The organism is Actinoplanes sp. CA-142083, from assembly GCF_050942195.1.
Lineage (GTDB): Bacteria > Actinomycetota > Actinomycetes > Mycobacteriales > Micromonosporaceae > Actinoplanes.
Genome location: NZ_CP192076.1, coordinates 7,864,715 through 7,889,883, shown reverse-complemented (window position 1 = coordinate 7,889,883; position 25,169 = coordinate 7,864,715). Strand labels below are relative to the sequence as shown.

Here is a 25,169-nt window from a genome sequence, read left to right as displayed (position 1 = left end):
CGCCGCAGCCCTCCGTGATCGGCAGGACAGGGCCTAGTATGAAATTCTGGGAAAAAGGGGGCAGAGATGGCCGGCTTCGGTGATCCGCATATGCAGACCGTCGACGCTGCCGGGCTCCGGCTCGGCATCGTGGGCGCCCGCTGGCACGCCGACCTGATCGATCACATGATCGAGCGGGCCAAGGCCGCGGCCGAGGCGTGCGGCGTGACGGACGTGATCGTGCACCGCGTCGCCGGCACGGTCGAGCTGCCCGTGGTGGCGCAGGCCATGGCGAAGCAGTGCGACGCGGTGGTGGCGATCGGTGTGGTGATCAAGGGCGAGACCGAGCATTTCGAGTACGTGTGTGACTCCGTCACCACCGGCCTGACCCGCGTCGCGCTCGACGAGCACACACCGGTCGCGCACGGCGTGCTGACGGTGCACAGCCTCGGGCAGGCTCGCGACCGAGCCGGCCTCGAGGACTCGATCGAGGACAAGGGCTGGCAGAGCACGGTCGCCGCCCTCGACGCGGCGCTGGTGCTGCGCGAGCTCGCCAAGCCGTAAGGGGCGTGGCGGCCGCTCAAAGGGCTGGCCGGCCGCTCAAAGGGCCGGCCAGCGGCTCAGGCGGCCGCGCGACGCGGACGGGCGGCGAGAGCGGCTGCGCGACGCGGGCGGCTACGTGACGCGGGCGGCTACGTGACGCGGGCGGCTACGTGACGCGGGCGGCTACGTGACGCGGGCGGCTACGTGACGCGGGCGGCTACGTGACGCGGGCGGCTACGTGACGCGGATGGGGATCTGCTGGGCGGAGCAGCCCGAGCCGACGCAGCCCCAGACGCGGGCGTAGGCCATGCCGGGGCGGAACGACACCGCGCCTGGGTCAGTTGGCAGCACCACGTGCCGGGACCGGCCCGCGCAGGGCTCGCGCAGGGTGGTGGCGGCGGTTGCCACGTGGGCGCCGGTTCGCTGGGCGACGGTGACTGAGAGGCCGTAGGCGCCGGTCAGGCCGGGCGGGCAGGTCGTCGTGTACTGCAGGCCGAGGCCGGCGCCGTGCACGGTTGCGGAGTCGAGTTGGAAACCGAGTGGTTCGGCCGCGTCCGCCGGTGGTGAACCGGTGAACGCGGCCGATAAGCACGCGGCAAGGACCAGAGCGTGAAGCATGGCGGTGCCCCCCAGGACAGGGCTCGGAGGCCGCCTCCCCCCGGTGGCGGTTCACCCCCGTGCCCGCGGAAGCACTGTCCCAGCCGGCGAGGACGCTGTCCGTCCGTGATCCGACGCTGTCACCTAAAGGCGACCGGCCTCGATGATGCGGGCCAGGAACTGGCGGGTCCGGGCCTCGACGGGATCGCCGAGGACCTGGGCGGGCGGGCCCTGTTCGAGGACGCGGCCCTGGTCGAGGAACGCCACCCGGTCCGCCACCTGGCGGGCGAAGCCCATCTCGTGGGTGGCCAGGACCATGGTCATGCCGTCGCCCTTGAGGTCGCGGATCATCGTGAGGACCTCGCCGACCAGTTCGGGGTCGAGGGCGGAGGTCACCTCGTCGAGCAGGAGCAGGCGGGGGGAGTTGACCAGGGAGCGGACGATCGCCACGCGCTGCTGCTGGCCGCCGGAGAGCCGGTCGGGGTAGCTGCCCGATTTGTCCGACAAGCCCACGCGTTCGAGCCACTCCATCGCCTGGGCGCGTGCCTCGGCCGCCGGGCGACCGTGCACCTTGATGGGGGCCAGGGTGATGTTGTCCAGCACCGTCATGTGCGGGAACAGGTTGTACGACTGGAAGACGAGGCCGATCTTCCGGCGTACGAGATCGGGATTGATCTTGGGGTTGGTGATGTCCTCGCCGTCCAGCGTGATCGTGCCGTCGTCGACCTCGGCCAGCAGGTTCACGCAGCGCAGCAGGGTCGACTTGCCCGAGCCCGAGGCGCCGATCAGCGCGATCACCTCATGCTCGCCGACCTCGAGGCTCAGGTCGTCGAGCACCACCGCGTCGCTGAACGTCTTGCGGACGTTCGTGCAGGTCAGCAGCATCAGGTCCCCGCGTTCTGCCGTCGGGCGGCGCGCAGCGTGACGAAGTCCGTGACCGCGATCAGCGGCAGGGCGAAAAGAACGAAGAGCACACCCGCGACGACGTACGGCGTGAAGTTGGCCGTCTGCGCCGACGCGATCTGTGCCGCGCGGATCGCGTCGATCGGACCGGCCAGCGAGATCAGCCCTACGTCCTTCTGCATCGACACGATGTCGTTGAGCAGCGGCGGGGTCGCTCGGCGCACCGCCTGCGGCAGCACCACGTGGCGCATGGCCTGGCGGTAGCTGAGCCCGAGCGACCGGGCGGCCGCCACCTGGCTCGGATGCACGCCCTCGATGCCGGATCGCAGCACCTCGGCGATGTAGGAGCCGTAAGTGATCGTGATCGCCATGCCGCCGAGCACCGTCACGTTCGGCGTGCCCTGCAGCCGCAGGCCGGGGACGCCGAAGGCGAACAGGTAGATCGTGATGATCAGCGGCAGGCCGCGGAACGAGTACGTGTAGATCGTCGCGAGCGCCCGCACCGGGAAGAAGACCGGACCGCGCAGGGTGCGCAGCACCCCGGCGGCCAGCCCGAGCAGGAGCGCGCCGGCCGCGCAGATGACGAACAGCCGGATGTTGAGCCAGAGCCCCTCGAGGATGTCCGGCAGGAACTCGCGGGCGATCGACGGGTCGAAGAACGACTGCTTGACCCGGTCCCAGCCGGGCGCGCCGGTGATGAGCACGCCGAGCAGGGTGCCGACGACCGCGGTGGACAGCGCCGCGAGGAGCACGGAACGGATCGCCTTGCCGCGCCGGTAGGCGATCCGTCCCTGCTGCAACTCACTCGGTCGGTAGGACTCCGCGCTCACTGGAGCTCGGGAGCTCCGCCGGTCTGGGTCAGCCAGGTCTTCTCCAGCACGGCGAGGGTCCCGTCCTGGCGCAGCTGGTCGACCGCGGTGCTCACGCAGCCGGTGAGCGGCGAGTCCTTGTCGAGCACGAGGCCGAACTGCTCGGGCACCCCGACCTGCGGCAGCTGACCGACGATCACGCCGTCCTTGAGCTCGGCCCCGGTCATGTAGAACGCGGTCGGCAGGTCCACCACGATGCCGTCGACCGTGCCGTTGACCAGCGCGGCCTTGGCGTCGTCGTTGTTGTTGAAGACCGACGGCTTGGTGGTGGGCTTGATCAGGTCGGTGATGGCCTGATAGCTCGTGGTGCCGACCTGGGCGCCGAGTTTCGCCGACTGGAGCTCGGCGATCGACTTGGCGCTCGCGATCTTCGAGCCCTTGGTGGTGATCACGGTCTGCCGGACCAGGTAGTACGGCGACGAGAAATCGACGGCCTTCTTGCGGTCGTCGGTGATCGAGAACTCGTTGACATCGAAGTCGAACGACTTCGGGCCGGGCGCGATGGCGTTGTTGAACGTCACAGAGACCCACGTCACGTTCTCGGCCGCGTATCCCAGACGCTGGGCGACCTGGTACGCAACGGCCGATTCGAATCCCTTGCCGTTGCTCGGCTTGTTGTCGCTGAACCAGGGCTCGTAGGCCGGGTTGTCGGTGCCGATCGTGAGCTTGCCGGCCGTCTTCGTCTGCAGCGCGCCGGGCGCGCAGGAGTTCGTGGACGCCGAGGCGGTGGGGGTTGCGCCGTCGGTCTCGTCGGCGGGCGCGCAGGCCGCGAGGGCGGCGATCATGAACGCCGCGCCGCCGACGGTGGTGAGGGTGTTTCGGCTGACCATGACCGGCAGCCTAGGGCACGTCTCACCTGGCGGGGCCGTTCGTATCGATCCCGTGATGAGTTGTCACAATGCTTGCCGTGAAGACGTTCGAAGAGCTGTTCGCCGAGCTTCGGGAGAAGGCGGAGACGCGCCCGGAGGGTTCGTCCACCGTCGTGGCCCTGGAGCGCGGGGTCCACTTCATCGGGAAGAAGGTCGTCGAGGAGGCGGCCGAGTCCTGGATGGCCGCCGAGCACGAAGGCCCCGAGCGGGCCGCCGAGGAGATCTCCCAGCTGCTCTACCAGGCCCAGGTCCTGATGATCGCGACAGGGCTCGACCTCGAGGACGTGTATCGACATCTCTGACGTGCCCACTTTTGTCGACCTAGCCGAAGAAGGAGCACGTCCGAAATGCTGCGCATCGCCATCCCGAACAAGGGCACCCTCTCCCAGCCGGCCTCGCAGATGCTGCGCGACGCCGGGTACCGCCAGCGCACCGACCCCAAGGACCTGATCTGCCGGGACGAGCCGAACAACGTCGAGTTCTTCTACCTGCGGCCGCGTGACATCGCGACGTACGTGGGCACCGGCGACCTCGACCTCGGCATCACCGGCCGCGACCTGCTCGTCGACTCCGGCGTCGCCGCCGAGGAGCTGCTCGACCTCGCGTTCGGCGGGGCCACGTTCCGCTGGGCCGCGCCGGCCGGCACGATCGAGTCGGCCGACCAGATCGGCGGGCGGCGCATCGCCACCGCGTACCCCGGGGTGGTCGAGCGCTACCTCGCCGACAACGAGCTCAAGGCCGATGTGGTGCGGCTCGACGGCGCCGTGGAAAATGCGGTCCGCCTCGGCGTCGCCGACCTCATCGCCGACGTGGTCGAGACCGGCGCGACGCTGCGCCAGGCCGGCCTGGTGACGCTGGGCGAGCCGCTGCTGCGCTCGTCGGCGATCCTGATCGGCCGCCCGGGCCACCACGCGGCGGGGGCGGCCCAGCTGATCCGCCGGCTGCAGGGGGTCCTGGTCGCCCGCAGCTACGTGATGCTTGCTTACGACGTACGCGCTGATCTGCTGGAAAATGCGACAGCCCTGACCCCGGGCATCGAATCGCCGACCGTGTCGCCGCTGCACCGCGAGGGCTGGGTGGCCGTGCAGGCGATGGTTCAGCGCGCTTCCGTTCACCGCATAATGGACGAACTCTACGAATTGGGCGCTCGTGCCATCCTTGTCACCGATATCGCCAACTGCCGGTTGTAATGTCATGGCCGTGGTGACTTATCGGCCGCGCAAGATCCGGTGGATCGCGGGACCCGCGGCGCTCGGGGTCGTGTTGCTGTTCACCGTGATCAGCTTCGGGCTGCACGGGTCCAAGGGCTTCGACAACTCGGGCCAGTTCGAGCGCGGCGACCAGAGCGCGATGATCGGCCTGGGCGTCCTGATCGGCCTCGGCATCCTCGCGTTCTGCCGGCCGCGGGTGACCGCCGACGCCGACCACATCAAGATCCGTAACGTCGTGGGCGGCTACGACCTGCCCTGGTCGGTGGTGCGGGCGGTGCGCTTCGACCGCAACTCGCCGTGGGCGCAGCTGGAGCTGCACGACGACGAGCAGGTGTCGATCCACGCGCTGCAGGCCGTCGACAAGGACTACGCGGTCGAGGGAGTGCGCGCGTTGCGGGCCCTGCACTCGGCCACTGTCAAGGCCTGATAGACTTCACGGCAGTCGACCACGCCCTGGTGTCAATCGGGGCGCGAAAGAGGAGCCCGCAAGCTCCCACCCGCCGCCTTCGAGGCATCGGGTCCGGTCACCCGGCTCGGGGGGAATATCTTGAGCGCGGGGAGCGTCCTCATGGGCGCCGATGACCGGTCGAGCGGGCCCTGGCATGCGCCGGGGCCTTCTGCTTTCTCGGCGTGCCCGCACCAAGGGGCCCGTGACGAGGCCGACCGACATTGGCAGCGCCTGGCCTCCGGCCGGGCGAGAAACGCAACTGAGGAGGCCCCATCAGCGTCGAACCACGCGTCAACGAACAGATCCGGGCACGTGAGGTCCGTCTGGTCGGTCCCGAGGGTGAGCAGGTCGGCATCGTGCCGCTCGAGCGCGCCCTGCAGCTGGCCGCGGACGTAGATCTGGATCTGGTCGAGGTTGCTCCGATGGCGCGGCCGCCGGTGTGCAAGCTCATGGACTTCGGCAAGTTCAAGTACGAGAGCGCACTGAAGGCCCGTGAAGCGCGGCGCAACCAGCAGCAGACCGTCATCAAAGAGATGAAGCTCCGCCCGAAGATCGACCCGCACGACTACGAGACCAAGAAGGGTCACGTGGTGCGGTTCCTCAAGGCGGGCGACAAGGTCAAGGTGACGATCATGTTCCGCGGTCGTGAGCAGAGCCGCCCCGAGCTGGGGTTCCGGCTTCTGCGCCGGCTCAGCGAGGAGATCTCGGAACTGGGCTTCGTGGAGTCCAGCCCGAAGCAGGACGGCCGAAACATGATCATGGTGCTGGCTCCGCACCGGGCGACCAAGGCTGCTGCCGTCGCCGCCAACGCCACGGGCAAGCCCGCCCGGGAGCCGCGTGAGGGCGATGGTGCCGACGCGACGCCGGCCCCTGTAGCCGACACCACCGCAGAGTAATTCAGCTTTTCCGTACGGCCCCCGGGCCGTGCTGAAAGATCAGAAAGAGGCTTCAAGTGCCGAAGTTCAAGCCCCACACCGGGACCGGCAAGCGGGTGAAGGTCACCGGCAAGGGCAAGCTCCTCACCGAGCAGGCCGGCAAGCGTCACCTGCTGGAGGGCAAGTCCTCCAAGGTCACCCGCCGGATGACCGGCACGGTGACCGTGGCCAAGGCCGACACCAAGCGAGTGAAGAAGCTGCTGGGCCGCTGACGCGCGCGCCACACACGTAACCCCGTTAGGAGTACCGAAATGGCACGCGTCAAGCGTTCTGTCAACGCCCAGAAGAAGCGCCGCACCCTGCTCGAGACCGCGAGCGGCTACCGCGGGCAGCGCTCGCGGCTGTACCGCAAGGCCAAGGAGCAGGTGCTGCACTCGATGCAGTACTCGTACCGTGACCGCCGTGACCGCAAGGGCGACTTCCGCCAGCTGTGGATCACGCGGATCAACGCGGGCGCCCGGGCCAACGGCCTGACCTACAACCGCCTCATCCAGGGCCTCCGGCTTGCCGAGGTCGAGGTGGACCGCAAGATCCTGGCCGACCTGGCCGTCAACGACCCCGCGGCGTTCGCGGCGATCGTCGAGGTCGCGCGGGCTGCCGTCGCGGCCGAGGGCACCGGCGGCGCGGCCGCCCAGGCTGCCTGACAGCCCGGCCTGCCTGATCCACGCGTTACCCGTAGACGCCTCCCGAGCTTTCGGGGGGCGTCTCGCTTTCTCTTGAGGGGCGATGACTTTCACGACGCGTACGCCGAGGGTTGTCGCGGCCCGGCGCCTGCAGCGGCGCAAGGATCGCGACCAGACCGGCCGATTTCTCGCCGAAGGACCGCAGGCCGTGCGGGAGGCGCTGGCCGCCGGAGTGGTGCTGGAGCTGTTCGGCACGGATGCCGCGCTGACCCGGCACGGCGATCTCGCGCTGCTGGCGCCGGAGGTGTCGGCGGTCGACGAGGAGGCCCTCGCGGCGCTCACCGAGACCGTGCAGCCGCAGGGCCTGGTCGCGGTGTGTGAGCAGATGGACGTCACGCTTCGCGACGCGCTCGCCAAGCGGCCCCGGCTGGTGGCGGTGGTGGCCGAGATCAGGGATCCCGGGAACGCGGGGACGGTGATGCGGACCGCCGATGCGGCCGGGGCCGGCGCGGTGATCTTCGCGGGCGACGCGGTGGATCCCTACAACGGGAAATGCGTGCGTGCCTCGGCGGGATCGCTCTTCCATCTCGATGTGGTGCGCACCGGGCTCTCGGTGATCGGTGAGCTTCGCGAGGCCGGCCTGCGGACCCTGGCGACCAGCGGGTACGGCGCGGATGACCTCGATTCGCTGCTCGATGACGGCGTGCTGGACGTGCCGACAGCGTGGATCTTCGGGTCGGAGGCGCACGGGCTGCCCCGGGAGGTGCTCGACGCGGCCGATCGGCAGGTGCGGGTGCCGATCTACGGCGCGGCGGAGAGCCTCAACCTGGCCGCCGCGGCCGCCGTCTGCCTCTACGCGTCGGCGAGGGCGCACCGATGAAGGCGCTGGTCTTCGAGTCGGTCGGCGGCCCTATTTCGCTTCAAGAGATGAAAAACCCGGTTTGTCCGGATGGCGGCGCGGTCGTCGAGGTACGCGCCACCGGGGTGTGCCGGTCGGACTGGCACGCCTGGCGCGGGCACGACCCGGTTTCGCTGCCGCACGTGCCGGGCCACGAGTTCGCCGGCGTCGTGGTGGAGGGTGTCGGCGTCGGTGATCGGGTCACGGCGCCCTTCGTCAACGGGTGCGGGGAGTGCGACTACTGCCGGTCGGGCAACGCTCAGATCTGTCCTTCGCAGACGCAGCCGGGCTTCACCCACCACGGGTCGTTCGCCGAGCGGGTCGTCGTGCGGGCCGCGGAGACCAACCTGGTGCGCCTGCCCGACGAGATCGACTTTGTCGCGGCGGCCGCGCTGGGCTGCCGGTTCGCCACCGCGTTCCGGGCGCTGCGCGACCTGCCGCCGCGGGCCACCGTAGCGGTGTACGGCTGCGGCGGCGTCGGCCTGTCCGTCGTCATGATCGCCGTCGCCCTGGGCGCGCGGGTGCTCGTGGTGGACCCCTCGCCGGCCGCCCGCGCCGCGGCGGCCGACCTCGGCGCGGTGCCGAAGGCCGAGATCGTCGGCGAGGCGGACGTGGCGGTCGACGCGTACGGCTCGGCCGCGACCGCGATGGCCTCGGTGCGCAGCCTGCGCCGGGGCGGCCGGCACGTCCAGGTCGGGCTGATGCTCGGCGACAACGCCCGCGCGCCGCTGCCGTGGGACCTCGTCGTCGCCCACGAGCTGTCGATCGTCGGGTCGCACGGGATGCCGGCCGCCGACTACCCGGCGATGCTCGATCTCGTCGTGTCCGGAAAGCTGAACCCGCGGCGCCTGGTCGGCTCGACGATCCCCCTCGCTTCAGCGGGCGAGGCGCTGATGGCGATGGACGACCCGGTTGCGCGGGCTGGAGGCATTGTCGTCGCGGTCAACGAGTATGCTGGCTGACGTGTCGGACCCGATGACGCTGTTTAGCCGGCCCGCTGGTCGCGGGCGCCGGATCTGACCTTCTGCGCGTTCACTCCCTGACCGGCGGGCTGCGGCTCAGCCGCCTCTCCGTAGACTGCCCGATGGCCCGGATTTTGGGCTGGCATAGCCGGTGTTAGGGAGACCATGTCCTACCGCAACGATCCATACGATCCCAAGCAGGCGTCCCTGCTCTCCGCCGAGGCGCTCGACGCCGCCGCCTCCGAGGCGCGCAAGGCCTTCGCCGCCGCGTCCGACCTGGACGCACTGGGCGCGCTGAAGCCAGCCCATCTCGGCGACCGTTCCCCGATCTCGCTCGCCCGCCGGGAGATCGGCTCCCTGCCGCCGGCCGCCAAATCGGACGCGGGTAAGCGGGTCAACATCGCGCGCCAAGCGGTTCAGGCCGCGTTCGACGAGCGTTTCGCCGAGCTCGAGGTCGAGCGGGCCGACAAGGTCCTGGTCGAGGAGCGCGTCGACGTCACCCTCCCGTGGGACCGGCGGCCGCGCGGCGCCCGGCACCCGATCACCTCGCTCATGGAGCACATGGGCGACCTGTTCGCCGGCATGGGCTACGACGTGGTCGAGGGTCCCGAGCTGGAGCTGGAGTGGGCGAACTTCGACGCGCTCAACATCGGGCCGGACAACCCCGTCCGCGGCGCGATGGACACCTTCTACGTCGACCTGCCCGGCCTCGTGATGCGCACGCACACCTCGCCCGGCCAGGTCCGCTCGATGCTCACCAAGCAGCCGCCGATCTACGTGGTCTGCCCGGGCCGGGTCTACCGCTCCGACGAGCTCGACGCCACCCACAGCCCGGTCTTCCACCAGATCGAGGGCCTGGTCGTCGACGAGGGCATCACGATGGCCCACCTGCGCGGCACGCTCGACCACTTCGCCAAGGCGATGTTCGGTCCCGACGCGCGCACCCGCTGGCGGCCGCACTACTTCCCGTTCACCGAGCCGAGCGCCGAGTTCGACGTGTGGTTCGCGCAGCACCGCGACGGGCCGCGCTGGGTCGAGTGGGGCGGCTGCGGCATGGTCAACCCGCGGGTGCTGGTGGCCTGCGGCATCGACCCCGACCGGTACTCCGGCTTCGCGTTCGGCATGGGCGTCGACCGCACCCTGATGTTCCGCAACGGCGTGGGCGACATGCGCGACCTGGTCGAGGGCGACGTGCGCTTCACCGCGAACTTCGGCATGGAGGTCTGACCCGCGATGAAGACGTCACTCTCGTGGCTCCGGGACTACGTGGAGCTGCCCGCGGGCACGACCACCGAGCGGCTCGACGAGGCGCTCACCAACCTGGGCATGGAGGTCGAGTCGATCGTCGACCAGGCCGCCACGGTCAAGGGCGACCTGGTGGTCGGCCGGGTGCTGACCATCGAGGAGCTGACCGGCTTCAAGAAGCCGATCCGCTTCTGCACGGTCGACGTCGGCCGGGACACCCCGCAGGAGATCGTCTGCGGCGCGCGCAACTTCGCGACCGGCGACCTCGTGGTGGTCATCCTCCCCGGCGGCGAGCTGCCGGGCGGCTTCAAGATCGGCGCACGCAAGACCTACGGCCACAACTCGAACGGCATGATCTGCTCGGCCGCCGAGCTGGGGCTCGGCGGTGACCACTCGGGCATCATCGTGCTGCCGCCGGGCTCCGCCGCCCCGGGCGAGGACGCCCGCCCCGCGGTCGGGCTCGACGACGTCCTGGTCGAGGTGGAGATCACCCCCGATCGCGGCTATGAGATGAGCCTGCGCGGCCTTGCCCGCGAGCTGTCCTATGCCTTCGAGGCGGCCTTCACCGACCCGGCGGCCATCGAGGCGCCGGGCGGCACCGACACCCCGCCGCACGAGATCGTCGTCGAGGACCCGGTCGGCTGTGACCGCTTCTCGGCGCGGGTGGTGCGCGGGATCGACCCCAACGCGGCCTCGCCCGAGTGGATGCAGCGCCGCCTGGTCGCGGCCGGCATCCGGACGATCTCGCTGCCGGTCGACATCACCAACTACCTGATGCTCGAGCTCGGCCAGCCGATGCACGTCTTCGACCTCAACCGGCTCAGCGGCCCGCTCGTGGTGCGCCGCGCCCGGCCCGGCGAGAAGCTGACCACCCTGGACGGCGTGGCCCGGCTGCTCGACGCCGAGGACATGGTGATCTGCGACGACACCGGCCCGATCTCGCTCGCCGCGGTGATGGGCGGCGAGACCAGCGAGTGGGCGCCCGAGACGGTCGACGTGCTGCTCGAGGCCGCGCACTGGGACCCGATCATGGTGGGCCGCACCGCCCGCCGCCACAAGCTGTTCAGCGAGGCCGCCAAGCGCTGGGAGCGCGGGGTCGACCCGTCGCTGACGCCGGCCGCGCTCGAGCGGGCGGTGCGGATCCTCACGGCGCACGCGGGCGGCACCGTCGACGATCGGGTGCTCGACCTCGACTACGTACGCAAGCCCGATGTCATCCTGCTCGATCCGGCGCTGCCGGCGCAGCGGATCGGCGTCTCCTACCCCGTGGACCGGGTCGTCGACCTGCTCCGGCAGATCGGCTGCACGGTGGCCGGGGTGAGCCCGCTCGAGGTCACCCCGCCGACCTGGCGTCCCGACCTGCTGGCCCCGATCGACCTGGTGGAGGAGGTCGCCCGCCTCGGCGGGTACAACGACATCCCCAGCCTGCTGCCCCCGGCCCGGGGCGGCAGCGGCGTCACCGCGGCGCAGCGCCGGCGGCGCACCGTCGGCCGGGCCATGGCCGAGAACGGGTACGTCGAGGTGCTGTCCTACCCGTTCGTGGCGCCCGGCCTCGCCGACTCCCTGGGCTACCCGGCGGACGACCCGCGGCGCAGCGCGGTGCGGCTGACCAACCCGCTGTCCGAGGAGGAGCCGCTGCTGCGGACGTCGCTGCTCGCGCCCCTGCTCGGCACGCTCAGGCGCAATCTCGGGCGTGGGCAGCGCGACCTGGCGCTCTACGAGATCGGCACGGTGTTCCTGCCGTCCGGGTCCGAGGCCGCGCCCCCGGCGATGGGTGTGGACCGGCGCCCGAGCGACGAGGACTGGGCCCGGGCCAACGCGTTCGTGCCGCACCAGCCGTGGCACCTCGCGGCGGTGCTGACCGGCGAGATCGAGCCCTCGGGCTGGTGGGGCGGCGGCCGTACGGCGATGTGGGCCGACGCGGTCGAGGCGGCACGGATCGCGCTGTCGGCGTCGGGCATGGCTTCGACCCGGGTGACCGTGGAAGCGGCCGAGCTGGCGCCGTGGCACCCCGGGCGGTGCGCGGCGATCTCGGTGGACGGCGAGGTCGTGGGCCACGCGGGCGAGCTGCACCCGGCCGTCGTGTCGGCGCTCGAGCTGCCCAAGCGGACGGTGGCGATGGAGCTCGACCTGAGCGCGATCCCGGCGGCACCGGTCGTGCAGGGGGTGCGGATCTCGTCGTTCCCGCCGGCGCTGATCGACGTGGCGCTCGTGCTCGACCGCGCGGTCCCGGCCGAGGAGGTCGAGGCGGCGCTGGCCACCGGCGCGGGAGACCTGCTCGAGTCGGTCGCGCTCTTCGACGTGTACGAGTCGGACCAGCTGGGGGAGGGCAAGCGGTCGCTCGCCTACAAGCTGACGTTCCGCGCGCCCGACCGGACGCTGACCTCCGAGGAGGCCCTCGCGGCCCGCGACGCGGCGGTGGCCGCGGTCGCGTCTCGCTTTGGGGCGACACTCCGCGGGGCCTGATGGACCCGATCATCGAAGCGGTGCTGGACGCCGCCGCCCGGGACGACCGGGCGGCGCTCGTCCAGCTCCTGCATCCCTACCTGCACTGGACGTCGGGCGGGCGGACGATCCGGGGGCGTAACAACGTTTTCGTTTTGCTGGCCGAAGCTTCCGATTTGTCCGAGCCGGAAAGCTACGAGCTGCGCGACGGCCAGATCTATCGCTGGAGCTCGCTCCGGTAATACGCGATCTTGCCGCGGACGTGCTCGCGCTGCCGCAGCAGGATCTCGATCCGCTCCTCGACGTCGCGGTCGTGCTCCTCGAGCAGCGCGATCCGGTCGGCGATCGTGCCCGCGTCGCGGGTGAGCTCGGCGAACTCCAGCATCCGCGCGATCGGCATGCCGGTGTCGCGCAGGCAGCGCAGCATCTCCAGCCAGCCGACGTCGTCGTCGCGGTACTGCCGGCGGCCGCCGGAGGTGCGGCCGACGCTCTCCAGCAGGCCGATCTTCTCGTAGTAGCGGAGCGTGTCGAGGCTGAAGCCGGTCTTCTCGACGACCTGTCCCGGGGTGTAGGTGGTGGTGGACATGCTCGTCAGGCTACGACGTCACCTCAGTCGATGGTGTGCCCTCCGTTGACCGTGATCCGCTCGCCGTTGACGAACCGCGACGCGTCGGACGCGACGAACGCGACCACGTCGGCGACCTCGGCGGGCGTGCCCATGCGCCGCAGCGGGATCTCCGAACGGTAGTCGCCGCTGTTCTCGTCGGTGATCTCCCCGTGCCGCTCGACCGGGATCCACCCCGGCGCCACGATGTTGGTGGTCACTCCGAACGGGCCCAGCTCCCGCGCCCACGTGCGGGCCAGGCCGATCTGGGCGCCCTTGGCCGCGTTGTAGGCCGAGGCTCCTGGCAGCGCCCGCTCGAACATGTCGGATCCGATATGGATGAAGCGGCCGGTGCCGAGCCGCTTCATGCCGGGCAGGGTGGCCTGCATCAGCAGGGTCGGGCTCTTCACGAAGAACACCAGTTGGTCGAGGTGCTGCTGCCAGGTGACCTCGTCGGCCGGGATGAAGGGCTGCGGCCCGGTGGCGTTCGCGACCACCACCTGGATCGCCCCGAGGCTCGTGAAGACGGCCTCGACGAGCCCGCGGACGGAAGCCTCGTCGGTCACATCCGCCTGAAAAGCCTGCGCTTTACCGCCTTTGTCGTTTATTTCGGACACCACCCGCGCAGCGCCGGCCGGATCCGAGCGGTAGTTGACCGCCACGGGCCATCCGTCAGCAGCGAGCCGCCGGGCGAGATGCGGTCCGAGCCCACGTGAGGCGCCCGTCACCAGAGCGCTGCCGAAGATCGTCACCCACGAAACGTACTATCCGTGCCAGGCTAGATCTTGTGCAGCAGCGACCTGGTTACCACGGCACCGGCCCCGGCGAGTTCACCCCCGACGGCTGCTCCGTCGAGTTCTACCGGCGGCTGCCGGTGCGCGACGAGCCGCAGATCATCGCGGCCGCCTCGCCACCGCCCGCCACCCTCCTCGAGCTGGGCTGCGGCACCGGCCGGGTCAGTGGCCCGCTCGCCGAGCTCGGCTATCGGGTCACGGCGGTCGACGAGAGCCCCGAGATGCTGGCCGCCGTCGAGGGCGCCGAGACCGTCCTGAGCTCGATCGAGGAGCTGGCGCTGGGGAAGGCCTTCGACATCGTGTTCCTGAGCTCGTTCCTGGTGCACAACCCCGACCCCGCGGTCCGGCAGCGCATGCTCTCGGTCTGCCGCCGCCACGTCGAGCCCGACGGCACGGTGATCATCCAGCGCGAGGGCGCCGGCTGGCACACCAAGGTCCCCCGGCAGAACCCGATCGCCGACGGCTTCAGCCGCGTCACCGCCTCCACGGATGTCGGCGACGGCGTCCGCGAGGTCCACGTCGAGTACGACTTCCCCGACGCCCACTGGACCCAGACCTTCCGGTCCCGCCCGCTGACCGTCGAGCAGTTCGAGACGGCCCTGCGCGAGGCGGGCCTGTTCGTCGAGCGCTACCTGACCTCCGACGGGACGTGGGTCGCCGCATCCCCCATCAACTGAAGGACGCGCCCATGCTGCGCAAGCTCGGCTTCCTCACCATCGGGCTGTTCGACGGCAACGACCCGCGTCCCGGCCACGAGTCGACCCTGGAGGTCATCAAGCTGGGGGAGGACCTGGGCTTCGACAGCGCCTGGGTGCGGCACCGGCACCTCCAGTACGGCATCTCGTCGCCGGTCGCCGTGCTGGCCGCCGCCTCCCAGCGCACCTCCAAGATCGAGCTGGGCACCGCGGTGATCCCGCTGGGCTGGGAAAACCCGCTGCGCCTCGCCGAGGACCTGGCCACCGTCGACCTCCTCTCCGGCGGCCGCCTCAATCCCGGCGTCAGCGTCGGCCCGCCGATGCACTACGAGCAGGTCAAAGGCGCGCTCTACCCCGACACGGCCGCCGCCGAGGACTTCAGCTACCGCCGGGTCCGGCGACTGCTTGATTTCGTACGCGGTGAGCAGGCCACCGATTTCAGCGGCGTCGAGGGTTTCGAGGTCTTCTCGTCCCGCGTCGAGCCGCACTCGCCGGGCCTCGGCAGCCGCATGTGGTACGGCGGCGCCAGCCTCCGCTCCGCCCAGTGGGCCAGCGAGAACGGCATGAACTTCCTGACCAGCAGCGTCGTCAAGGCCGAGGAAGGCGAGGACTTCGCCGAGATCCAACTCTCCCACATCCGCACGTTCCGCGCCCACCACCCCGACGGCGAGAAGGCCCGCGTCTCCCAGGGCCTGGTGGTGATCCCGACCGATTCCGCGACCGAGGAACAAAAGGCCAAATATCACGCGTACGCCGAGAAGCGCACCCCGCGGACCCTGGAGCCCCAAGGCCCAGCGCGGATGCTCTTCTCCCTCGACTACGTGGGCAGCTCAGCCGAGATCGCCGCCCGCCTCGCCGATCACGTGGCGTTCCGCGAGATCGACGAGGTGGCGTTCGCGTTGCCGTTCAGCTTCGAGCATGCCGACTACGTGCAGATCCTCACCGACATAGCGACGAAGCTGGGCCCGGCGCTCGGCTGGCAGCCGCGGGGCTAGGCGACCTTCCAGTCGAAACGGTATTGATTGGTCAGCGGCGGCACGGCGGTGCTCCACGAGTAGTTCGTCATGCCGTCGCGGGTGGCCGAGGTCAGCTCGGTGGGCAGGGTGCGGTCGCCGCTCCAGGTGACCTCACGGCCGGTCAGCCGCACGCCCATGCTGTCGGGGAAGCGCAGTTGCACCGACAGTTGCTCGGTGGGCCAGCGGATCTCCCTCTCGAACCAGTTGCCCCATTTCGTGGCGTGCACCCGATAGGCGCAGACGATCGTGGCCGATCGCCCCGGATAGATCGGCGCCGGGAGGCCGCGAGGTTCGAAAAAGACATAGATCTTCTTGTACGCGTCGCAGTCCTTCACCAGTTCCCAGCGGGCCGGCTCGCCGTCGAAGGTGGCTTGGAAGTCCAGCTCCGCCAGCGTGATCGGGTTGTCCCGGTAGAAGTCGCGCGACAGCGTCGGGTCGGCGGGATGGGCGTCGACCTCGATGCGGACCGGGAAGCGGGTGACCGGTTGGTCGCCCGCGTTGTGCACGTCGCGCAGGATGCGGATGCGGTAGTAGCCGTCGTCGCCGAGGGTGAGCGCCGCCTCCTCGCGGCGCACCACCAGGCCACGCGACATCTGCACGACCGTGCGGGTCGTGCGCGGTGACGGGTGGGTCTGCTGGGTGTTCGTCTCGGCGAGGAATTCCTCGAAGGCGGCCGACAACTCGCCGCCCGTCCGGAGGACGGCGTCGGCCCGGGCCGCGAATTCCAGCGTCGGGCGGTGCCGTCCGTTCTCCACGTGACTGACGTAGGACGGGTCGAAGCCCATCATCCGCGCCAGATCCTTCTTGTTCAGTCCACGGCTCGTCCGGAGCCTGGCCAGGGCGTCGGCAAACGCTGTCCGGCCGGAGAGATCGTCCGTCATGGAGTCACCTCATAGCGGGCTTACAAGTATCTACGCGGACTGTTGACGACGCAATGTGACGTGCGGTGCGCGGCGAGTCAGGCAAGTGTCACGTCTCAGCCCAGGGCGGGCACGCTCACCGGGGCGTCGCCGGACAGATCGGCGACCGGGATCAGGGCCGCCGGGCCGCCCGACATCAGCACCAGGGTGGCGGTCGGCTGGGGCGTGCCGGTGTCCTGAGCGGCCATGGTCTTCAGGCTCGCGACCTGGTCTTTCGCCACCTTGACCTGGCCGTCCTCGCGGCTCGCGCGGACCGTGCCGAGCGGCCCGTTGAGCACCAGGCACAGATGGCGGTCGCCGGCCTTCGCGTAGTGCGTGTCGGCGTCACACATGCCGAGCAGGCGGCCGAACAGGCCGGGCGGCTTGCTGACCTCGGTCGAGATGCCGTCGTTCACCGCGTACACGTCGACCTCGTGATCGCCCGGGAGCGTAAGCGGATCCCGTACGAGAAGAAATGCCGCACCTCCGGCAAGCGCGACCACCACGACAAGCGCCACCACCCACGGCCATCTCCGCCTTTTTGCCATGGCACGACCATAGGTAGTGCTGGCACCACCCTCAGGACGGGTGCCCGCCGCAGCGACTTCCGTCGTTGTCCTCAATAGCGTTCTAGGCATGACGACAACGACCATGACCAGGGCTGATGCGGCCGTCACGCTCCGCGGGGTGAGCCGGGTCTACGGCCGCGGCACCGGCGCGGTGCGGGCTGTCGACAATGTGACACTCGAATTTCCCCGCGGTGGCTGGACGGCCGTGATGGGCCCCTCCGGATCCGGCAAATCCACCCTGCTGCACTGCGCCGCCGGCCTCGAGCGGGTCGACGGCGGCCAGGTGCTGCTCGGCGACACCGACCTCACCGCCATCGGCGACCGTGCCCTCACCGCGCTGCGGCGCACCCGCATCGGCTTCGTCTTCCAGAGCTTCAACCTCATCGGCTCGCTCACCGCCGCGCAAAATGTGGCGCTGCCGCTGCGCCTGGCCGGTCGCCGCCCGCGCGGCGCCGAGGTCCGCGAGACCCTCGCCGCCGTCGGCCTGGCCGACCGGGCCAAGCATCGCCCGCGCGAGCTCTCCGGCGGCCAGCAGCAGCGCGTCGCCATCGCCCGCGCCATGGTCACCCGGCCCGAGGTGCTCTTCGCCGACGAGCCCACCGGCGCGCTCGACTCGTCGGCCGCCCACATCGTGCTCGACCTGCTGCGCCAGATGGCCGACGCGGGCCAGAGCATCGTGATGGTCACCCACGACCCCCTCGCGGCCGCTCGGGCCGACGCCGTGGTCTTCCTGCGGGACGGCCGGGTTGTCGACCGCCTGGCCGGGGCTGGGCCGCGCGAGGTCGCGGACCGGCTGGCCAGCTGGGAGGCTGGGGCTCCGGGTTCGGCTTCGGCTCCGGGTTCGGCTTCGGCTCCGCGTTCGGCTTCGGCTTCGGCTCCGCGTTCGGCTTCGGCTTCTTGGGAGGCCGGGCGATGATGGGCATGAGCCGGGCCGGCCTGGCCGAGCGCTGGCAGCTGTTCGCCGGCGCGTTCCTCTCCGTGACCCTGGGCGTCGCGCTCGTCCAGTCGTCGCTCCTGCTGCTGATCTCGGCGGCCACCTACGACCCGCCGGCCGGCCTGAGCGAGGCCGAGCGGATGGAGTTCTCCGACAACACCGCCGCGGTCGTCTCGATGCTCGGCCTGGTGCTGGGCATCGCGACGTTCCTGGCCGGCTTCATCATCAGCTCCACGTTCGCCTTCACCGTGGCCCAGCGCCGTCGCGACCTCGCCCTGCTGCGCCTGGTCGGCGGCAGCCGGGGCCAGGTGCGCCGCCTGCTCCTGGGCGAGGCGGTGCTGCTCGGCGGCCTCGGCGCGGCGGCCGGCGTGCCCCTCGGCCTGGTGGTCATGTCGGCGCAGACCCGGATGATGCGCAGCATGGGCTTCGTCCCGCCCGGCTTCGAGGGCGAGTGGCGGAAGTGGATCCTGGCCGTCTCCTTCGGCACCGGCATCGTCCTGGCCGTGGCCGGCGCGATGGTCGCGGCCCGCCGGGCGGCCCGGGTCCGCCCGCTGGAGGCCCTGCGCGAGACCGGCGAGGCGTCCCGGGTCATGACCGTGACCCGCTGGCTGGCCGGCCTGATCTTCTTCGGCGGCGCCCTGGCCCTGATCATCGTCGCCCCGCACGGCGGCCCCGCCGGCGGTCCCGCCATGGCGATGAACGTCCCGCTCCCCGCGGCCGTCGCCGCCGCCGCATTGAGCCCCCTCGTGGTGCCGCTGCTCGGCCGCCTGCTGCCCACCGGCTCCGGGGTGGCCGGCGCGCTGGCCCGGGCCAACCTGTGGGACGCGCGCCGCCGCAGCTCCTCGATCGCGGCCCCGCTGATCGTCCTGGTCGCGCTGGTCGTCGGCACGTCGGCCGCCAGCGCGTCGTTCACCGATTCCGGCATCGACGAGCTGCGCCGCCAGACCCACGCCGACCTGGTCGTCGAAACCACCGGCCCGGCCGCTGCCGCGGTCCTCGCGGCACCTGGCGTGGCGTCCGCGTCGACCGAGACCTCGGTCCCGGTCACGCTGACCACCGGCTCGGGCGAGGACATCGAGTCCGAGACCGGTTCGGCGTTGGTCATCGACCCTGCCGCCTACGCCGCGGCCCACTCCACCGGCTCGCTGGCCGCCCTGAGCGGTCGGGCGGTGGCGGCAGGGCCGGGCGGGGACGTGCCGACCCACGGCACGGTTCGGGTGAAGCTGCCCGGCGCTGACCTCGGAGCGGTGCCGGTGGTCGCGGCCGTTCCTGCCACGATGAGCGGCGGGGCGAACCTTCTGCTGCCGCCCGGCCTCGTGCCTGCCGACGTGATGGCCAAGTCGCCGACCCGTTCGTTCGTGACGCTTGAGTCCGGCACCGACGCGGGCGCCACCCGGGCCGCGCTGTCGCGGATCGGCGGGGTCTCCACCCTCGATGAATGGCTGAAATCCGACGCCAAGTCCCGCAGCGAGATCAGCGACAAGATCATGCTGGTCGTGATGGGCCTGGGCGGCCTCTACGCCCTGATCGGCGTGGTCAACTCGGTGGTGATCGGCGCCGCCGCCCGCCGCCGCGAGTTCGCCGAAGCCCGCATTACCGGCCTGACCCGGGCTCAGGTGATCCGGTCGGCGTTGCTGGAGTCCTCGGCGGTGACGGTGGCAGGCCTGATCCTGGGCGCCGTAGCTGCGGCAGGCGCCGTCCTGGCCGCCGTGGCTTCCACCGCAGCGGTGACGGGCCAGGGCACCCTGACCCTGCCGTGGCCGCTGATCGGGGCGGTGTGTGCGGTGGCGCTGGTGGTGACCGGCGCGACCAGCCTGATCACCTCGTGGTCCGCGACCCGCCGCGCGCCGATCACCTTGCTCGCCGCCCGGGAGTAGCCGCTGCGATGTCCGGCCCCCGCAACCCGCGCGGGCCGGCGCCAGCGACCCGCAATGCCTGGCCCCGGCAACCCCTGGAGGCCGGGCATCATCTCGCGTTTGCCGACATTTCGGAAATGTCGGCTACGGGCGCGTGGGGCCGGTCAGGGTTTGGGTGGTAGGAGCACTACGTCGGCGATGACGGCGCCGTCGTTGGTCAGGCGGTGATTTGCGGGGCTGTCGTAGACGACCAGGACTCGGTCGGTGCCCAGCATGCTCAAGCCCTCGGCGTGGTCGTCGCCCTCGCCGTAGGAGAGGTCCAGCTCTCTGGTGATGAGGTTGTCTCGCACGATCGTCGGGATCTCGGAGCGGGCTGCCTCGTGCCAGCGGTAGATGCGGACGGGGCCGTCGAGGTCCATGGTGGGGCCGGCCAGGATCAGGAGGTCCTCGCCGTCGGGGCACAGGTCTCGTACGCCCAGGCCCTCCAGGTCGAGGACGTGTTTGCGGTAGGGGAGGCCGTCGGGGAAGTCGCGCAGGCGCAGGCGGTCGGGGTCGTCGTCGGAGACGTACGGGCGTAGCTCCAGGACGAAAGCCCAACCTCGCAGGACCGGGCCGCGCAGGCCCAGGTAGACGCGGTCTCCCACGACGGCTATGCCCTCGATGTCGAGGCCGTTGTCCTTGCCGGGGATGGGGAGGAACGGGGCCAGGTGCTCGTCGTCGCGCAGGAGGGAGCGGAGGTTGTCGCGGCGGCGCAGGGAGGCGGCACGGTGGCGCTTGCCGTCGACCTCGATCTCGCGGACGGGGGTGGGGACGCCAGCTACGTCGGCTATCGGTAGGCGTACGAGAATCTGGCGGTTGTCCTGGCCCTCGACGCGCGACAAGCGCTTCAGAGCCTGCTTGCCCTCGTGCTGGTCTTTGATCTGCTTGCGGCGGAGGCTGTGGGAGCCGACCGCCCAGAGGAAGCGGCCGGCGCGCGCGAGGCCTTCGACGTCGGCTTCCTCGTTGACATCCTCGCCGGGGAGGTCCACGAAGTCGGCCAGGCGGAACGTGGTCTCGTCGCCGAACTCGGTGGCCTTCTCGGGCTGGTCGGCCAGCAGGCGCTCGACGGTCGCCGTCTCGTCGCCGGCGATCCACAGGACGTGGCCGTCCAGCCGGACCGCGGACAGGTTGGTGTGCGTGGCGGCGGCACGGGACGTCTCCCCGAAGCGCAGCCGGACCGTGTAGTCGACCGTCATGGTCGACATGGTGTCACTCCCGCGCATGCGTCATGCGGCGATCGGGTCAGCTTGACGGTTGCGGTGCGGCGACGGGGCTGCGGTTGCCGCTGCTGTCGAGGGCGCGGACGCCGAAGAACACGTTGTCCTTGGAGAGGTCGATGGTGAAGGTGGTGACGTTGCCTACCTTGCGGGAGTGGGTCCACTCGGGGGCGGTGGTCTCGCGCCAGACGATCTCGTAACCGGCCAGGTCGGGCTCCGGGTTGGGCTGCCAGCGCAGGGTGGTCTCGTTGGTGAGCTGGGTGGTGTCGATGACCACGCCCTTGGGGGTGCCGGGGGCCTGGGCGAGGGCCCAGAGGGCGGCGGCGTTCACGCGGGCGACCCGGGCGATGTAGTTGAAGTCGCAGAACTCGATCAGGTCGCCGTACTGGACGCCGTTCTCGACGCGGACGTCCTGGTGCTCGTGCGCGAAGTTCTCCCGGGGCTCGGTGAAACGGGCGGCGGGATAGCCGCGCAGCAGGAACGAGATGTGGTCGCTGCCGCGCAGGTAGCGGTCGCGCCGCCAGATCTGGCGGACCCGCATGCCGGTCTGGTCGTTGCTGGCCACGTCGTCGACGAAACGGCCGAGCTGGCGGGACGGGCCGTCGTTCTCACCGCCGACGCTCCTGCGGATGTTCGCCTCGGCGGCGGTCTCGGCGGTCGGCACGCCCTCGACGAAGAGGCGGACGGTGCGCGCGTCGTTCGCGGTGCCGTCGTGCGCGTTGCCGGTGCCCACGATGTCGTTGGAGAACATCGCTTGCACGTCCGCGGCGGCGTCCTTGAAGACCTGGGCCATATGGTCGGAACCGTAGAGGCCCTGCTCCTCGCCGGCGACGGCGCCGAAGACGATGGTGGCTTCCGGGGTACGGGTGGCGAGCACCCGGGCCAGCTCGAGCACGACCGCCACGCCGGAGGCGTCGTCGTCGGCGCCGGGGGCGTCGCTGGTCGCGTCCATCACGTCGGTCACTCGCGAGTCGTAGTGGCCGGTCACCACGTACACGCGCTGGGGTGTGACGCTGCCTCGCAGCGTGGCCACGACGTTGGTGATGCGGGTCGGCACCGGAATGCGGGAAGAGACCGGCTGGATGAAGGATTGGAGCTCGACCGTCATCCGGCCCGACGAGGTGGCGGCGTAGCGCTGAAGCTCGGCGAACAGCCAGTCGCGGGCGGCGCCGATGCCGCGCTCGGGGTCGTCCTGCACCGACAGGGTGTGCCGGGTGCCGAAGGCGACGAGGCGGCGGATGGTCGCCTCGATCCGCTTGGGATCGATCTCGCGGAGGATCGCGCGCAGCTCGGGCGCGGGGGAGGGATGGTGGCGCCCGGCCGCCAGCGCCTCACCTTCACCGGAGACGCCGGCGGCGATGGTCGCCGCGGACACCGTCAGAAACGTTCGCCTCGTCGACTTGGCCATGCCGAACACTCTCGTCCCCCGGTCGCGACATGTCCATGGGTGTCGATGGGTGATCGCGACCGGGGAGCGGAGGGGGCAGGCTGATGAGTTGGCGCGCTGGGAGGGCGGCGACTTATCAAGATCTGCGCGGTGGGCTCGGCTGCGCGGTGGGCTCGGCTGGGCGGTGGGCTCGGCTGGGCGGTGGGCTCGGCTGGGTGGTGGGCTCGGCTGGGCGGTGGGCTCGGCTGGGTGGTGGGCTCGCCGTGCGGTGGGGTGGCCCGTGCGGCGGGGGTCAGCCCGTGAGGCTCGCTCAGGAGGTGGTGCTCGGAGAGGGGGCGGCCGACGGGGCGGTCGGGGCGGGGTTGGGGTTGCCGGGGTTGGGGTTGGCGGGGTTGGGGTTCTGGCGGTTGCCGAAGCCGGGCGGGAGGCCTCGGCCGTCGCGGTTGCGCCGGCCGTTGTCGCCGCGCCAGTCGCCCGGGCCACGGCCGTTCTGGTGCATGGCGGGGCGGCCTCGGTCGTGGTTGTCGAAGTGGGAGGCGATCGCGCCTACCGCGACCACTCCGGCGCCGATGATGCAACCGGCCAGGAGGAGGGCGAAGGCCAGGAGGAGGGGGACGCGGCGGTTGTACCAGCGCTGCTGCGGCGGGGCGGCCGGCTGCCACGCCGGCTGGCCGGGCTGAGAGGGCTGGCCGGGCTGAGACGGCGGCACCTGGCCGGGCGGCACCTGGCCGGGCGGCACCTGGCCGGGCGGCACCTGGCCGGGCGGCACCTGGCCGGGCGGCACCTGGCCGGGCGGCACCTGGCCGGGCGGCACAGCGGCCGCGGCCGGGGCTGACTGCGCGGCGTGTGGCACGTCGGCGGGCTGCTCCTGCGTGTCTGCGGCCGAGGATGCAGGCGGCTGGGTGTCCGGGGCCGGGGCGGCGAGGTGCGGCTGTGCGGGGCCGGCCGGTGGCGCGCCTGCGGGTGGCTGGTTGATCGGCTGGGTGGGCTCGTCGGGGCGGGGACTATCGGTCATCGGTGAACTCCATGCCGGGGGCGACTTCAGAACCCAAGAATCGGCGCGCTCGCTGAGAACCCGGTACCGATGCGTCTAAGAATCATCTAAGAACCGGCACAGACGCGGCTGTGAGGAAAGCCGGGTATCTTCATCGGGCTCGATGCCTGATGACCCACGGGGGGTTGCCGTGCTCTGCGTTGTTTGCGGTTCCACACTCGAATCGCCGGGACAGGTCCACGCCTGCTCGGTGCCACCAGGCACCGTCACCGACTGGGCGGCCGCCACCCGGCGGCTGATCTCGGGGGCGGTCGCCTACGGGATCGTCGCGGTGGTCGGCGCGGTCGTGTCGACCGCGCTGCTGGCCATTCCGGACGGTGAACCCGCGAAGAGCTTCTGGGCGGTGCTCGGCGGGCTCCTCGGGTGGGTCGCGCTGGGCACGCTGGCCGTGGTGGTTCTGCTGAGCATCGCGTGGCTGCGAGCCACCGGGCGGATGTCCCGTGCCTACGGCGCTCCGGCGAACGGTCACCTGGGCATCTGGGCGGTCGTCACGTTCCTGGTGCTGCTCGTGGTCAGTTTCGTGCTCGGGATCATGGTCATCGTCTCGGCCGAGCTCGCCGTCTGGGCGCAGGCGGTCGTGCGCGTGGTCGCGGTGGTCCTGCTGGTCGCCGGCCTGCGGCACACGCGTGCCTGGTTCCGCGGCCGCGTCAACCCGGGCGGAGCGGTCGGCGCCGACCTGGTCAGCGGGGGCGACCCGTTCGCGCCCAAGGGACCTACGCCGACCAGCGACGACTGGGACGCCTCCAGCTGGGACCCGGACATCCAACGCGACATCGATCGTCGCCGCGGCAAGCTCCACGACTGACTCGCAGAGCGAAATGACGCGCGCGGGCCGGCGGACTGGAACGCGCACGCGCCGCGGCCAGATGGGTCAGCTCAGGCGGAGGGCCTCGTCGATGCCGGGCTCGTGGCGGCCCAGGTAGACCGGATCGCGGTGGGAGAGGGCGTCCGCGGCGGCCTTCACGATGGCGCCGCGCTCGCGGAACATCGAGTGGGCCCACGGGTCCCGGTAGATGCGGACCGAGTCGTCGCCGACGCCGGTGGCCTCGATGCCCTGGTCGCGGCACAGGGCCACGGCTCGGTCGATGTGGTAGGTCTGGGTGACCACGATGGCCTTGGTGACGCCGAAGACGCGCTTGGCGCGGGCGCACGAGTCGTAGGTGTCGAAGCCGGCGTAGTCGAGCACCACCTGCTGGGCCGGCACGCCGCGGGCGACCAGGTAGACCTGCATGGCGCCGGGCTCGTCGTAGTCCCAGCGGCTGTGGTCGCCGGAGACCAGGATGGCGCGCACCTTCCCGGCCTCCAGCAGGCGCTGGGCGATGTTCAGGCGGGCGGCCAGGAACGGCGACGGGGTGCCGCCGGGGTAGACCTCGGCGCCGAGGACGATCGCTACCGGCGCCGCGGGGACCGTCTGCTCGTCGTACACGTGACCGGCGGCCTCGATGCGCACCCAGAGTGAGCAGGACGCCATCGCGACCACCGCCAGGGCCGTGAGGAGCGCGGCCGGGAAGAGGAGGCGGCGCAGCAGGCGGATCAGCACGCGGCTGACGATGCCAGGCCGTGTCAACATGGGCGGCG

The 25,169-nt window shown here is 71.1% G+C and carries 29 protein-coding genes; 17 read left to right on the top strand and 12 right to left on the bottom strand.

Translation table 11 applies throughout. The features are described 5' to 3' along the window. The first annotated feature begins 66 nt into the window (after positions 1–66). Complete coding sequence (gene ribH, locus ACQPZX_RS36010) at positions 67–543, top strand: 6,7-dimethyl-8-ribityllumazine synthase (protein ID WP_433365533.1); 477 nt, start codon at positions 67–69, stop codon at positions 541–543. Between the two features lie 213 nt (positions 544–756). Here ribH and ACQPZX_RS36005 read toward each other — a convergent pair whose 3' ends face one another. The 4 genes from ACQPZX_RS36005 to ACQPZX_RS35990 all read right to left on the bottom strand — a co-directional run bounded on the left by ACQPZX_RS36005 (position 757) and on the right by ACQPZX_RS35990 (position 3,721). Next, positions 757–1,140, bottom strand: coding sequence for a hypothetical protein (locus ACQPZX_RS36005; protein ID WP_433365530.1), 384 nt, complete (start codon positions 1,138–1,140; stop codon positions 757–759). 123 nt (positions 1,141–1,263) lie between these two features. Further along, a complete protein-coding gene (locus tag ACQPZX_RS36000; RefSeq protein WP_433365527.1) occupies positions 1,264–2,004 on the bottom strand; it encodes an amino acid ABC transporter ATP-binding protein in 741 nt (246 codons plus the stop codon). Continuing rightward, positions 2,004–2,822, bottom strand: coding sequence for an amino acid ABC transporter permease (locus ACQPZX_RS35995; RefSeq protein WP_433365524.1), 819 nt, complete (start codon positions 2,820–2,822; stop codon positions 2,004–2,006). The genes ACQPZX_RS36000 and ACQPZX_RS35995 overlap by 1 nt, the downstream gene beginning before the upstream one ends. A gap of 26 nt (positions 2,823–2,848) precedes the next feature. Then, the gene (locus ACQPZX_RS35990; RefSeq protein WP_433365521.1) at positions 2,849–3,721 is read right to left on the bottom strand and encodes an ABC transporter substrate-binding protein; all 873 of its coding nucleotides are present in this window, start codon (positions 3,719–3,721) and stop codon (positions 2,849–2,851) included. A gap of 77 nt (positions 3,722–3,798) precedes the next feature. Between ACQPZX_RS35990 and ACQPZX_RS35985 the strand changes: the two genes are divergently transcribed. The 11 genes from ACQPZX_RS35985 (at position 3,799) to ACQPZX_RS35935 (ending at position 12,769) form a co-directional block, all read left to right on the top strand. Then, positions 3,799–4,062 carry a phosphoribosyl-ATP diphosphatase gene (locus tag ACQPZX_RS35985; RefSeq protein ID WP_030440099.1) on the top strand — a complete coding sequence of 88 codons (264 nt, stop codon included), beginning with the start codon at positions 3,799–3,801 and terminating at the stop codon, positions 4,060–4,062. A gap of 45 nt (positions 4,063–4,107) precedes the next feature. Continuing rightward, the gene (hisG, locus tag ACQPZX_RS35980; protein WP_433365518.1) at positions 4,108–4,950 is read left to right on the top strand and encodes an ATP phosphoribosyltransferase; all 843 of its coding nucleotides are present in this window, start codon (positions 4,108–4,110) and stop codon (positions 4,948–4,950) included. A gap of 4 nt (positions 4,951–4,954) precedes the next feature. After that, a complete protein-coding gene (locus ACQPZX_RS35975) occupies positions 4,955–5,398 on the top strand; it encodes a PH domain-containing protein (protein ID WP_433365515.1) in 444 nt (147 codons plus the stop codon). Positions 5,399–5,691: 293 nt separating this feature from the next. Beyond that, entirely contained in the window at positions 5,692–6,315 is a 624-nt protein-coding gene (gene infC / locus ACQPZX_RS35970) for a translation initiation factor IF-3 (protein WP_433385608.1), read from the top strand. A 56-nt stretch (positions 6,316–6,371) separates the two neighbouring features. Then, entirely contained in the window at positions 6,372–6,566 is a 195-nt protein-coding gene (gene rpmI, locus ACQPZX_RS35965; RefSeq protein WP_213013297.1) for a 50S ribosomal protein L35, read from the top strand. Positions 6,567–6,605: 39 nt separating this feature from the next. Next, entirely contained in the window at positions 6,606–6,998 is a 393-nt protein-coding gene (gene rplT, locus ACQPZX_RS35960; protein ID WP_433365512.1) for a 50S ribosomal protein L20, read from the top strand. Between the two features lie 82 nt (positions 6,999–7,080). Next, positions 7,081–7,857, top strand: a complete 777-nt coding sequence (locus ACQPZX_RS35955; protein ID WP_433365509.1) for a TrmH family RNA methyltransferase — start codon at positions 7,081–7,083, stop codon at positions 7,855–7,857. After that, positions 7,854–8,837 (top strand): alcohol dehydrogenase catalytic domain-containing protein, encoded by a 984-nt coding sequence (locus ACQPZX_RS35950; protein WP_433365506.1) that lies wholly within the window; start codon positions 7,854–7,856, stop codon positions 8,835–8,837. Before ACQPZX_RS35955 ends, ACQPZX_RS35950 begins: the two co-directional genes overlap by 4 nt. A 165-nt stretch (positions 8,838–9,002) precedes the next feature. Then, positions 9,003–10,064 carry a phenylalanine--tRNA ligase subunit alpha gene (locus ACQPZX_RS35945; protein ID WP_433365503.1) on the top strand — a complete coding sequence of 354 codons (1,062 nt, stop codon included), beginning with the start codon at positions 9,003–9,005 and terminating at the stop codon, positions 10,062–10,064. A gap of 6 nt (positions 10,065–10,070) precedes the next feature. Then, on the top strand, positions 10,071–12,548 hold the full coding sequence (gene pheT, locus ACQPZX_RS35940) for a phenylalanine--tRNA ligase subunit beta (RefSeq protein ID WP_433365500.1): 2,478 nt from the start codon (positions 10,071–10,073) through the stop codon (positions 12,546–12,548). Continuing rightward, a complete protein-coding gene (locus ACQPZX_RS35935) occupies positions 12,548–12,769 on the top strand; it encodes a nuclear transport factor 2 family protein (protein ID WP_433365497.1) in 222 nt (73 codons plus the stop codon). Before pheT ends, ACQPZX_RS35935 begins: the two co-directional genes overlap by 1 nt. Here ACQPZX_RS35935 and ACQPZX_RS35930 read toward each other — a convergent pair. Beyond that, positions 12,745–13,113, bottom strand: coding sequence for a MerR family transcriptional regulator (locus ACQPZX_RS35930; protein WP_433365494.1), 369 nt, complete (start codon positions 13,111–13,113; stop codon positions 12,745–12,747). The genes ACQPZX_RS35935 and ACQPZX_RS35930 overlap by 25 nt on opposite strands. A gap of 23 nt (positions 13,114–13,136) precedes the next feature. Next, a complete protein-coding gene (locus tag ACQPZX_RS35925; RefSeq protein ID WP_433365491.1) occupies positions 13,137–13,883 on the bottom strand; it encodes an SDR family oxidoreductase in 747 nt (248 codons plus the stop codon). 35 nt (positions 13,884–13,918) lie between these two features. Here ACQPZX_RS35925 and ACQPZX_RS35920 point away from each other — a divergent pair, with 35 nt between their 5' ends. Then, entirely contained in the window at positions 13,919–14,602 is a 684-nt protein-coding gene (locus tag ACQPZX_RS35920; RefSeq protein ID WP_433365488.1) for a class I SAM-dependent methyltransferase, read from the top strand. Between the two features lie 11 nt (positions 14,603–14,613). Then, on the top strand, positions 14,614–15,615 hold the full coding sequence (locus ACQPZX_RS35915; protein WP_433365485.1) for an LLM class flavin-dependent oxidoreductase: 1,002 nt from the start codon (positions 14,614–14,616) through the stop codon (positions 15,613–15,615). On the opposite strand, the gene ACQPZX_RS35910 is transcribed toward ACQPZX_RS35915, so the two are convergent. After that, positions 15,612–16,517: a helix-turn-helix domain-containing protein gene (locus ACQPZX_RS35910; protein ID WP_433365482.1), complete on the bottom strand. Its 906-nt coding sequence runs from the start codon at positions 16,515–16,517 to the stop codon at positions 15,612–15,614. The two genes, ACQPZX_RS35915 and ACQPZX_RS35910, sit on opposite strands and share 4 nt — an antisense overlap. A 95-nt stretch (positions 16,518–16,612) precedes the next feature. Beyond that, complete coding sequence (locus ACQPZX_RS35905) at positions 16,613–17,083, bottom strand: hypothetical protein (protein WP_433365479.1); 471 nt, start codon at positions 17,081–17,083, stop codon at positions 16,613–16,615. 88 nt (positions 17,084–17,171) lie between these two features. Here ACQPZX_RS35905 and ACQPZX_RS35900 point away from each other — a divergent pair, with 88 nt between their 5' ends. Further along, positions 17,172–18,020, top strand: coding sequence for an ABC transporter ATP-binding protein (locus ACQPZX_RS35900; protein ID WP_433365476.1), 849 nt, complete (start codon positions 17,172–17,174; stop codon positions 18,018–18,020). Between the two features lie 5 nt (positions 18,021–18,025). After that, complete coding sequence (locus tag ACQPZX_RS35895) at positions 18,026–19,915, top strand: FtsX-like permease family protein (RefSeq protein WP_433365473.1); 1,890 nt, start codon at positions 18,026–18,028, stop codon at positions 19,913–19,915. 143 nt (positions 19,916–20,058) lie between these two features. On the opposite strand, the gene ACQPZX_RS35890 is transcribed toward ACQPZX_RS35895, so the two are convergent. The 3 genes from ACQPZX_RS35890 to ACQPZX_RS35880 form a co-directional block, all read right to left on the bottom strand. Further along, positions 20,059–21,129 (bottom strand): DUF3616 domain-containing protein, encoded by a 1,071-nt coding sequence (locus ACQPZX_RS35890; protein ID WP_433365470.1) that lies wholly within the window; start codon positions 21,127–21,129, stop codon positions 20,059–20,061. A 46-nt stretch (positions 21,130–21,175) separates the two neighbouring features. Further along, entirely contained in the window at positions 21,176–22,558 is a 1,383-nt protein-coding gene (locus ACQPZX_RS35885) for a M20/M25/M40 family metallo-hydrolase (RefSeq protein WP_433365467.1), read from the bottom strand. A gap of 289 nt (positions 22,559–22,847) precedes the next feature. Further along, on the bottom strand, positions 22,848–23,552 hold the full coding sequence (locus ACQPZX_RS35880) for a hypothetical protein (RefSeq protein WP_433365465.1): 705 nt from the start codon (positions 23,550–23,552) through the stop codon (positions 22,848–22,850). A 229-nt stretch (positions 23,553–23,781) separates the two neighbouring features. Here ACQPZX_RS35880 and ACQPZX_RS35875 point away from each other — a divergent pair, with 229 nt between their 5' ends. Continuing rightward, the gene (locus ACQPZX_RS35875; protein WP_433365462.1) at positions 23,782–24,396 is read left to right on the top strand and encodes a hypothetical protein; all 615 of its coding nucleotides are present in this window, start codon (positions 23,782–23,784) and stop codon (positions 24,394–24,396) included. Positions 24,397–24,462: 66 nt separating this feature from the next. On the opposite strand, the gene ACQPZX_RS35870 is transcribed toward ACQPZX_RS35875, so the two are convergent. Further along, positions 24,463–25,161, bottom strand: a complete 699-nt coding sequence (locus tag ACQPZX_RS35870) for a SanA/YdcF family protein (RefSeq protein WP_433365459.1) — start codon at positions 25,159–25,161, stop codon at positions 24,463–24,465. Positions 25,162–25,169 lie beyond the last annotated feature (8 nt).

What these genes read in the sequence shown, in the direction of transcription:
- ACQPZX_RS35905 (WP_433365479.1), bottom strand. Translation starts at nt 17,083, where the DNA reads ATGGCAAAAAGGCGGAGATGGCCGTGGGTGGTGGCGCTTGTCGTGGTG.
- ACQPZX_RS35990 (WP_433365521.1), bottom strand. Translation starts at nt 3,721, where the DNA reads ATGGTCAGCCGAAACACCCTCACCACCGTCGGCGGCGCGGCGTTCATG.
- ACQPZX_RS35885 (WP_433365467.1), bottom strand. Translation starts at nt 22,558, where the DNA reads ATGGCCAAGTCGACGAGGCGAACGTTTCTGACGGTGTCCGCGGCGACC.
- ACQPZX_RS35870 (WP_433365459.1), bottom strand. Translation starts at nt 25,161, where the DNA reads ATGTTGACACGGCCTGGCATCGTCAGCCGCGTGCTGATCCGCCTGCTG.
- ACQPZX_RS35930 (WP_433365494.1), bottom strand. Translation starts at nt 13,113, where the DNA reads ATGTCCACCACCACCTACACCCCGGGACAGGTCGTCGAGAAGACCGGC.
- ACQPZX_RS35910 (WP_433365482.1), bottom strand. Translation starts at nt 16,517, where the DNA reads ATGACGGACGATCTCTCCGGCCGGACAGCGTTTGCCGACGCCCTGGCC.
- rplT (WP_433365512.1), top strand. Translation starts at nt 6,606, where the DNA reads ATGGCACGCGTCAAGCGTTCTGTCAACGCCCAGAAGAAGCGCCGCACC.
- hisG (WP_433365518.1), top strand. Translation starts at nt 4,108, where the DNA reads ATGCTGCGCATCGCCATCCCGAACAAGGGCACCCTCTCCCAGCCGGCC.
- ACQPZX_RS36000 (WP_433365527.1), bottom strand. Translation starts at nt 2,004, where the DNA reads ATGCTGCTGACCTGCACGAACGTCCGCAAGACGTTCAGCGACGCGGTG.
- ACQPZX_RS35915 (WP_433365485.1), top strand. Translation starts at nt 14,614, where the DNA reads ATGCTGCGCAAGCTCGGCTTCCTCACCATCGGGCTGTTCGACGGCAAC.
- ACQPZX_RS35880 (WP_433365465.1), bottom strand. Translation starts at nt 23,552, where the DNA reads ATGACCGATAGTCCCCGCCCCGACGAGCCCACCCAGCCGATCAACCAG.
- ACQPZX_RS35935 (WP_433365497.1), top strand. Translation starts at nt 12,548, where the DNA reads ATGGACCCGATCATCGAAGCGGTGCTGGACGCCGCCGCCCGGGACGAC.
- ACQPZX_RS35900 (WP_433365476.1), top strand. Translation starts at nt 17,172, where the DNA reads ATGACGACAACGACCATGACCAGGGCTGATGCGGCCGTCACGCTCCGC.
- pheT (WP_433365500.1), top strand. Translation starts at nt 10,071, where the DNA reads ATGAAGACGTCACTCTCGTGGCTCCGGGACTACGTGGAGCTGCCCGCG.
- ACQPZX_RS35895 (WP_433365473.1), top strand. Translation starts at nt 18,026, where the DNA reads ATGAGCCGGGCCGGCCTGGCCGAGCGCTGGCAGCTGTTCGCCGGCGCG.
- ACQPZX_RS35950 (WP_433365506.1), top strand. Translation starts at nt 7,854, where the DNA reads ATGAAGGCGCTGGTCTTCGAGTCGGTCGGCGGCCCTATTTCGCTTCAA.
- ACQPZX_RS35955 (WP_433365509.1), top strand. Translation starts at nt 7,081, where the DNA reads ATGACTTTCACGACGCGTACGCCGAGGGTTGTCGCGGCCCGGCGCCTG.
- ACQPZX_RS35890 (WP_433365470.1), bottom strand. Translation starts at nt 21,129, where the DNA reads ATGACGGTCGACTACACGGTCCGGCTGCGCTTCGGGGAGACGTCCCGT.
- ACQPZX_RS35945 (WP_433365503.1), top strand. Translation starts at nt 9,003, where the DNA reads ATGTCCTACCGCAACGATCCATACGATCCCAAGCAGGCGTCCCTGCTC.
- ACQPZX_RS35975 (WP_433365515.1), top strand. Translation starts at nt 4,955, where the DNA reads ATGGCCGTGGTGACTTATCGGCCGCGCAAGATCCGGTGGATCGCGGGA.
- ACQPZX_RS36005 (WP_433365530.1), bottom strand. Translation starts at nt 1,140, where the DNA reads ATGCTTCACGCTCTGGTCCTTGCCGCGTGCTTATCGGCCGCGTTCACC.
- ribH (WP_433365533.1), top strand. Translation starts at nt 67, where the DNA reads ATGGCCGGCTTCGGTGATCCGCATATGCAGACCGTCGACGCTGCCGGG.